An 831-nucleotide genomic window follows, 5' to 3' on the forward strand; every position below is an offset into this window, starting at 1 on the left:
CCCCGTGAGGGGATTGAAACCAGACCACGGCCTGCCATCAAGGTGGAGACCGTTATACGTTCAAAACACCAAAATCCCCGTGAGGGGATTGAAACGCCCCCGCGCCATACTCAAATGCGCAATACACACATCATCCCCTACAAACAGATAATCCCGATCCGTGATGTACACCGGATGCTCTTGCCCGTATTGCCCACTCACTCCTCGCTGTGCCGCTGCGAGTCGTTGCGCAGCACGTGAGAGCGCGGCATCAATAAGTACGTCAAACGACAAGTGCTGCCCCAACCGCTTGATAAACCGATCATCATGGTTCCCCGCCACCACATACACCGGCGCTACCTGCCGTAACGCCGCTAACACCACACCGGCTCGCTCCAGCTCCTCCTCCACCGTCGGTAACCGTACCGCCGTCGCCGTGTACGGCGATAACGCGGTAAAGTCGAATAAATCCCCCGCTACCACAATCGCCCCAATCCCCCGCTGTACCACCGCCCGTGCGTCATACCGCGCCATCCCCCCACCACCGCGTCCTCCATCGCCCACATCGTGGTGCGTGGTGTGGTGCATGGTGTGGTACATGGTACGGTGCGTGTCACGGTGCGTATCGCGGTGCGTACCACCACGGTACGTATCACGGTGTGGTATGTGCAGTGCCGGCGGTATTGCAGTGGTGTCTGTAGTGGTGAATATGGTGTTGAATGAACTAGCAAATCCCGCTGTGTCTGTGGTGGTGGACGTAGTGTGAAAAACCGAGTCAAAAACGTTTGTTAGAAGTCCTAAATACTTGAAAATATTTGAATATATAAATATTTCTCCATACGGGACATGCAC

1 protein-coding gene is annotated in these 831 nt (G+C 55.5%); it reads right to left on the reverse strand.

Translation table 11 applies throughout. The features are described 5' to 3' along the window. Positions 1–60 precede the first annotated feature (60 nt). The gene (locus AC01ZF_RS17535) at positions 61–567 is read right to left on the reverse strand and encodes a metallophosphoesterase (protein ID WP_476575550.1); all 507 of its coding nucleotides are present in this window, start codon (positions 565–567) and stop codon (positions 61–63) included. Between the last annotated feature and the right edge of the window lie 264 nt (positions 568–831).

It is taken from the genome of Chloroflexus sp. (genome assembly GCF_056331925.1).